Raw genomic sequence first — 7,094 nt, forward strand, 5'->3', positions numbered from 1 at the left:
GGCCGCTACGAGCGCGTGCCGGTCCACCGCGGCGACCTCGTCACCCGGTGACGCCGCTCCCGGGACGGCCGCCCGCGAGAGCCCCGTGGACGGCCGCCCACGGGGCCGGATCTCGGCGACACGGCCCCGGTGCCCGCAGATGTCCCCGGCCCGGGAGAGAATCCGGTCACAGGGACATGGAAGGGGCGGGTCCCCCGCCCCCAGGGGAAGGAGTGCCCCATGCCGAGCTTGACGGCGCGGCTGCTGTCATTGGCGCTGCGTGTGGTGCGCAAGCGCCCGATGGGCTCGGTGGAGAGCGCCCGGGAGTGGCTGTACGAGCCCAAGGACGACCCCGCGCCCCCGCACTGGGTCGCCCAACGGCACTGGATCGGCCTGCGGACGGTCGCCGGCTTCCCCGTCTACACCGTTCTCCCCCGCGACACGGAGAACCCGGTGAAGGCGGTGCTGTACGTGCACGGCGGGACCTACGTCAGCGAGATCTCCGCGTGGCACTGGGTGCTCGTCTCCCGGATGGCCGACACGGGCTGCCGGGTGGAGGTGCCGCTCTACGGGCTGGCGCCCGAGCACACCTACCGGGAGGCCTTCCCGTTCCTGACACAGGTCTACCGGGAGCTGTCGGCGGACGTGGCGCCGGAGCGGACCGCGTTCGCGGGCGACTCCGCGGGCGGCGGCCTCGCGCTGGCCCTGGCCCAGACCCTGACCGGCGCGGGGCTGCCGGAACCGGCGCGGCTGATCCTGATCTCCCCGTGGGCCGACCTGACGATGTCCAACCCCGAGATCGCCGAGGTGGACGAACGCGACCCCTGGCTGAGCCCGGTGGGGATGCTGGAGGCGGCGAAGTCCTGGTCGGGCGGGGACGACCTGGCCCTGCCCCGGCTGAGCCCGGTGTACGGGGAGCTGGCGACCCTGCCGCCCATGGACCTCTACATCGGCACGCGCGACGTGCTGCTGCCGGACACCCGCCGCCTGCGGGACCTGGTGGCCGAGGTCGGGGGCACGGTCCGGCTCAGCGAGGAGGAGGGCGCCTTCCACGTGTACCCGCTGGTCCCGGTGCCCGAGGGCGGCCCGGCGCGGGCCGAGATCCTGCGGACCGTCCGGGACCTGTGACCGCCCGCGGCGCCCGGAACCGGGCACCGCGGGCGCGAGGTCAGGTCATCCGGCGTACCACCGACAGCGGCAGCCGCTTCAACAGGAACCCGATCGGCACCCACGGCCAGGCGGGGACGTACGCCTTGACCCTGCGCTTCTCGATGGCCGCGACCATGGCGCGCACACCCGTTTCGGTGTCGACCATGAACCGGGTCCGCTGCTCGACCTTCTCGTTCATCTCGGAGCGGATGTAGCCGGGGTGGACGACCGACACGTCCACACCGGGGATGTTCTCGGCCCGCACCCCCTCGGCGAGGGCGGACACGCCCGCCTTGGTGGCGGCGTAGACGGTCATGGAGCGGCGCATGCCGCGCAGCGCCGACATGGACGAGATCACCACCAGGTGGCCGCGGCCCTGCTCCCGGAAGATCTCCAGGGCCGCCTCCACCTGGGCCAGTGCGCCCACGAAGTTGGTCATGGCGGTCTGCCGGTTGGCGTCGAACCGGCCGGTGCCCAGCGCCGCGCCCTTGCCCAGCCCGGCGTTGACCACCACCCGGTCCACCGTCCCCAGTTCCCCGGCGAACTCGCCGAAGACCCGGAAGACGGCGTCGTCGTCGGTGACGTCCAGGGCCTTGAGCACCACGCGCCGACCGGGGTGGGCGGCGGCGATCTCCGCGCGCAGCCCCTCCATCCGGTCCGTGCGCCGGGCGCACAGGCCCAGGTCGTAGCCGAGCGCAGCGAACCGGCGGGCCATCTCGGCCCCCAGCCCGGCGCTGGCCCCGGTGATGACGACGGTGCCCTTGCTCACACCTTCTCCTTCGCCGCGGACCCGCCGACATGCCTGAGCATCTGCCCGGCCACGGCCCGCATGGTCCGGTCGTACAGGGGGCGGGCCAGCCGCTTGGCCCAGAACGCGCTCTTGGCCTGTGCGTCGGGGAGGATCAGGTGGGTGCCCCGGTCCACGGCGCGCACCACGCGGGCGGCGATGTCCTCGGCGCCCAGGCGCGACCCGTTGATGAGCTTGACCGCGCTCTTCTCCACCTCGGGGTCGCTGCCGCGCAGGGACGAGGCCAGGTTGGTGCGGAAGAACGAGGGGCACACCACCGACACCCGTACCCCGAACGGGTGGAGTTCGTGGAGCAGGGTCTCGCTGAGCGCGACCACGGCCGCCTTGGTGGCGTTGTAGGAGCCCATCGCGGGCGGGTGGATGAGCCCGGCGGCCGAGGCGGTGTTGACGATGTGGCCCGAGCCCCGGCGCTTGAACAGCGGGGTGAAGGTGCGGCAGCCCCGCACCACGCCGAACAGGTTGATCTCGGTGATCCAGCGCCAGTCGTCCATGCCCAGGACGTCGATGCGGCCGCCCGCGGCGACCCCGGCGTTGTTCACCAGGACGTCCAGGCCGCCCCAGTGCTCTTCGACCCAGGCCAGGGCGCCGGCCCAGTCGTCGTCGGAGGTGACGTCCAGGCGCAGGTAGTCGGCACCCGCGGGCAGGTTCGCGGGCGCCTCCTCGGCCAGGTCGGTGGCCAGCACGCGGTCGCCCCGCGCACTGAACTCGGCGACCAGGGCCGCGCCCAGTCCGGAGGCGCCGCCGGTCACCAGGACGGTGCGGGGGGTGGAGGAGGTGGTCATGTCCGGCTCCGTGTTCCATCGGTTCGCTGTCGAACGACGGGAACCCGGTGCGCCAGGTCGGGTCCGTCGGCGGATGCGCCGCCCTGCGGCGCCGCGTCGCGCCCTTGATCCTAGTGAACGCCGTTCGGGTATCCCCGCGGCGGTCCTGCCCACCGTCCCCGGGGTGCGTCCGGACCCCTATCATGCCCAGATGAGCGAACGTACGGCACAGCACAGAGACGACCACCCCCACCGCGGTGAACTGCGGGAGATCCCCACCTCCGAGAACGCCACCAAGCTCGTCTACGCCCCCGAACGGGACGGCCTGGCCGACGCGGGCGAGATCGTGTGGACCTGGGTCCCCTTCGAGGAGGACCCCTCCCAGGGCAAGGACCGGCCGCTGTTGGTGGTCGGCCGCAAGGGCCGCCGCCTGCACGGGCTGATGCTGTCCTCCCAGCGCCCCGAGCAGTGGGAGCTCCAGGACTGGCTGCCCATCGGCTCGGGCCCCTGGGACCGCGAGGGCCGCGACTCCTTCCTGCGGGTGGACCGCCTCTTCGAGTTCGACGAGGACGACATCCGCCGCGAGGCCGCCATCCTGGACGAGGAGATCTTCTGGCTGGTCGCCGACGTCCTGCGCAGCCGCTACGGCTGGAGCTGAACCCGGACGCGCCCGGGCCGGCCGGCCCGGGCGCCGGTCCGACCCGTGGACGCGAGCAGGCGGAGGAAAGGGCCGGGCGGGGCGGGGCCCGGGCGGATAGGCTGGACCGATCACCCCGGCCCGGTCCTTCGACGCGGCAGGACCCGGGCGTGCGGGGTCCCTCCCGAATCCCGAGAGAGTAACGCCATGAGTGACATCGAGCGCGAGGTCCGCGCGGTAGCCGAACGTGCAGGGGACGCGGCGGCCGACCTCGCCCCGCTCAGCCGGGCGGTCAAGGACGCCGCCCTGGAGGCGATCGCCGACGCCCTGGTCAAGCGGGCCGACGAGATCACGGCCGCCAACGCCCGGGACGTGGCGCGGGCCCGCGAGGACGGCACCTCCGAGGCCATGATCGACCGCCTCACACTGACCCCGCAGCGCATCGAGGCCATCGCCGACGCCGTCCGCGAGATCGTCGAGCTGCCCGACCCGGTGGGCGAGTCGGTACGCGGCGGGGTGCTCCCCAACGGCCTGGACCTGCGCCAGATCCGTGTTCCGCTGGGCGTGGTCGGCATCATCTACGAGGGCCGCCCCAACGTCACCGTGGACGCCGCCGCGCTGTGCCTCAAGAGCGGCAACGCCGCCCTGCTGCGCGGCTCCTCCTCGGCCTACGACTCCAACACCGCCATCGTCGGCGTCATCCGCGACGCCCTGGCCGACACCGGGGTCCCCGTCGACGCCGTACAGCTGGTGCCCGGCCGCACCCGGGAGTCCTCCCTGGCGCTGATGCGCGCCCGCGGCCTGGTCGACGTCCTCATCCCGCGCGGCGGCGGCTCCCTCATCCAGGCCGTGGTCCGCGACTCCACCGTCCCGGTCATCGAGACCGGCGAGGGCCTGTGCCACGTGTACGTGGACGCCGGGGCCGACCTCGACAAGGCGGTGGCCATCACCGTCAACGCCAAGGCCCAACGGGTGTCGGTGTGCAACTCCGCCGAGACCCTGCTGGTGCACGAGGCCGTCGCGGAGGAGTTCCTGCCGCGGGTGCTGGCCGAGCTGGCGCAGGCCGGCGTGACCGTGCACGGCGACGCCCGGGTGCGCGAGATCGCCGCCGCGCACACCTCGCCCGCCGACGTCGTCGAGGCCACCGAGGAGGACTGGGCCACCGAGTACCTGTCCTCGGACCTGGCGGTGCGGGTCGTGCCCACCATCGACGACGCGCTGGCGCACATCCGCCGCTACTCCACCAAGCACACCGAGGCCATCGTCACCGATTCCCTGAAGACCTCCCGTTACTTCGTGTCCCGGGTGGACGCGGCCGCGGTGATGGTCAACGCCTCCACCCGGTTCACCGACGGCGGCGAATTCGGATTCGGTGCGGAAATCGGCATCTCCACTCAGAAACTGCACGCCCGTGGCCCCATGGGCCTGACCGAGATGACCTCCACAAAGTACATCGTGACCGGTGACGGCCATGTGAGGTGAGCCGTCCCCACCCGTGCGGGCCGCCTCCGGACACCGTCCGGGGCGGCCCGTGCCGTACCCGGTCCCGCCGGGCGGAACGGGTCGGCCGGTGTGTCCACCGGCTGCCATTGTCACCTGGAACGTTTTCCCAGCGGAAACCTGGACAGAAGCGAATCTTCGCTCAGCAAGTATTCCCAAAGCGACGAGAGATCGGTACTTTCACTGAGGTGTCTTCCGACGCTCTCACCCCGCTCGGGTACCCCCGGGAGCGTCGTCACCCCCACGGTCACGATGAAAGGAATCCCCCCGCATGAAGATCCGGAGCTCGGTCGCTGCCGCGGCCACGGCCGCCCTGGCCGTCGGCGGCGTCACGCTCATGGCCGCTCCCGCTCAGGCGGACCTGGTCACGCTCTGCTCTGGCCACGGCGGCGCCATCACGCTGCCCACCGACCTCGCGGTCCCCGCCGGCAAGAGCTGCTTCCTGGACGGCACCGTCATCCAGGGTGACGTCATTGTCCGCAAGGGCGCGAACCTGCACATCCTGGGCGGTGAGATCGAGGGCGACGTCAAGGTCCAGCCGGACGGCTACTTCGACGCCTCCGAGACCACCGTCGACGGCCGTGTCGTCAACCGCGGCTCGTACGGCACCTACCTGGAGGACAGCAGCGCCGGCGCGGCCCTGCGCACCGTCCCGGTCGAGGGCGCCGCCAACGACGGCTTCGCGTTCGTCGTCGACTCCTCCGTCAAGAACATCAACGCCCAGACCGGTGCCGTCTACGTCGAGGGCTCCCGGGTCGGCGGCGCCGTCAAGGGCACCGGTGTCGAGTACGTCGACATCTACGACTCCGTCGTGCGCGGCGCGCTGACCGTCAGCGGTTCCACCGGTGGCGGCATCCTCTGCGACAGCGAGGTCCTCGGCGCGGCGTCCTACACCGACGGCGCCGGCCCGGTGGCCGTCGGGGCGGGCGAGCAGGAGGGCTTCTGCGCGTCGGTCAACTACATCGACGGCACGCTGACCGTCACCGGCATCTCCGGTGGCGCCTACATCGACAACAACATCATCGGCGGCGACCTGGCCGTGTCGGGCAACACCCCGACCGCCCAGATCGGCGAGAACAACCGCGTGCGCGGCGACATCCTCACCCAGGAGGTGGCGCTGCGCTCCTTCAGCACCGCCGTGGCGGAGGAGTTCGAGGAGCACGAGGAGGACCTGGTCGAGGAGGTCGAGAGCGCCCGCGCCGAGACCGTCGACGAGGCCATGGCCGCCGGTCCGGCCTTCTAGGACCTGCGACCGCACCACCGCTCCACGCGCATCGGCGCCGCCGGCACAGTGCCGGCGGCGCCGAGCCTCGTGTGCGCGGGTCCCGGGTGCTGCTACGGTGCGGGCGACGACGAGGTCGCGAGGAGAGAGCCCATGCCCACCACCGAACGCTACGGCGACCACTCCAGCGGGATCGTCCACCGCTGGGATCCTGCGGGCGGGGGCGGCGGGGGAGCGGGCGGCCCCGCCCCGGTGGCCGTGCTGCTGCACGGCGGCTGGTGGCGCGACCTGCACGACGCCTCGCTGATGGACCCGGTCGCCCGCGACCTCACCGCGGCGGGGTGGGCGGTGTGGAACGTCGAGTACCGGCGCACGGGGGACGACGGCGGCGGCTGGCCGCAGACCCTCGACGACGTGAACGCGGCCCTGCGGCAGATCGGCCGCGCCCTGCACGCGGCACCCGAGCGGTACGACGCCGCCCGGGTGGTGAGCGTCGGCCACTCCGCGGGCGGGCACCTGGCCCTGCTCAACGCCCTGGACGCCGGCACCCCGGTCACCGAGGTGGTCGCCCTGGCCCCCGTCACCGACCTGGAGCGCTGTGCCCGGGCGGGGCTCGGTGAGGGCGCGGTCGAACCCTTCCTGGGGCCGCACCCGGCGGGACGGGCGTACGCGGAGTCCTCGCCGCTGCACCGGGTTCCGATCGGGCGGCCGCAACTGGTGGTGCACGGCGACGCGGACCAGCGGGTCCCGGTCGAGCACAGCCGCGACTACACGGCGGCGGCCCGCGCTGCGGGCGACCGGGTGGAGTACCGGGAGCCGGCGGGGGCCGACCACTTCGCCGTCATCGACCCGGGGCACGCCGCCTGGGGTGAGGTCCGCTCCCACCTGGGCATCTGACCGGGCCCGGGTACGGAAACGGCGAAGGGGCGGCCCGCCGGGCCGCCCCGTCCACCGACCGGGGGCTAGGCCGTGTTTTGAAAGTGACTGGATCCTTTCGTCCTGCGTCGTGATGATCTCGGTGTGGGGCGAGGGGATCTT

Annotated in this window: 7 protein-coding genes; 5 read left to right on the forward strand and 2 right to left on the reverse strand. The window is 72.9% G+C overall.

What is annotated here, in order from left to right; genetic code table 11:
* Positions 1-219: 219 nt before the first annotated feature.
* Entirely contained in the window at positions 220-1,107 is an 888-nt protein-coding gene (locus tag QJS33_RS04315; protein ID WP_306366527.1) for an alpha/beta hydrolase fold domain-containing protein, read from the forward strand.
* A gap of 40 nt (positions 1,108-1,147) precedes the next feature.
* Here the strand turns inward: QJS33_RS04315 and QJS33_RS04320 are convergent, their stop codons facing one another.
* Together QJS33_RS04320 and QJS33_RS04325 are read right to left on the reverse strand one after the other, a co-directional pair.
* Positions 1,148-1,897 (reverse strand): SDR family oxidoreductase, encoded by a 750-nt coding sequence (locus QJS33_RS04320; protein WP_306366528.1) that lies wholly within the window; start codon positions 1,895-1,897, stop codon positions 1,148-1,150.
* A complete protein-coding gene (locus QJS33_RS04325) occupies positions 1,894-2,718 on the reverse strand; it encodes an SDR family NAD(P)-dependent oxidoreductase (protein WP_306366529.1) in 825 nt (274 codons plus the stop codon). The genes QJS33_RS04320 and QJS33_RS04325 overlap by 4 nt, the downstream gene beginning before the upstream one ends.
* A 190-nt stretch (positions 2,719-2,908) precedes the next feature.
* Here QJS33_RS04325 and QJS33_RS04330 point away from each other — a divergent pair, with 190 nt between their 5' ends.
* The 4 genes from QJS33_RS04330 (at position 2,909) to QJS33_RS04345 (ending at position 6,953) form a co-directional block, all read left to right on the forward strand.
* Positions 2,909-3,355, forward strand: coding sequence for a type II toxin-antitoxin system PemK/MazF family toxin (locus tag QJS33_RS04330; protein ID WP_306366530.1), 447 nt, complete (start codon positions 2,909-2,911; stop codon positions 3,353-3,355).
* A gap of 186 nt (positions 3,356-3,541) precedes the next feature.
* Entirely contained in the window at positions 3,542-4,816 is a 1,275-nt protein-coding gene (locus QJS33_RS04335) for a glutamate-5-semialdehyde dehydrogenase (RefSeq protein ID WP_306366531.1), read from the forward strand.
* Between the two features lie 289 nt (positions 4,817-5,105).
* A complete protein-coding gene (locus QJS33_RS04340) occupies positions 5,106-6,077 on the forward strand; it encodes a hypothetical protein (protein WP_306366532.1) in 972 nt (323 codons plus the stop codon).
* A 132-nt stretch (positions 6,078-6,209) separates the two neighbouring features.
* A complete protein-coding gene (locus tag QJS33_RS04345) occupies positions 6,210-6,953 on the forward strand; it encodes a S9 family peptidase (RefSeq protein ID WP_306366533.1) in 744 nt (247 codons plus the stop codon).
* Positions 6,954-7,094 lie beyond the last annotated feature (141 nt).

The organism is Nocardiopsis sp. CC223A (genome assembly GCF_030766825.1).
Taxonomy (GTDB): domain Bacteria; phylum Actinomycetota; class Actinomycetes; order Streptosporangiales; family Streptosporangiaceae; genus Nocardiopsis.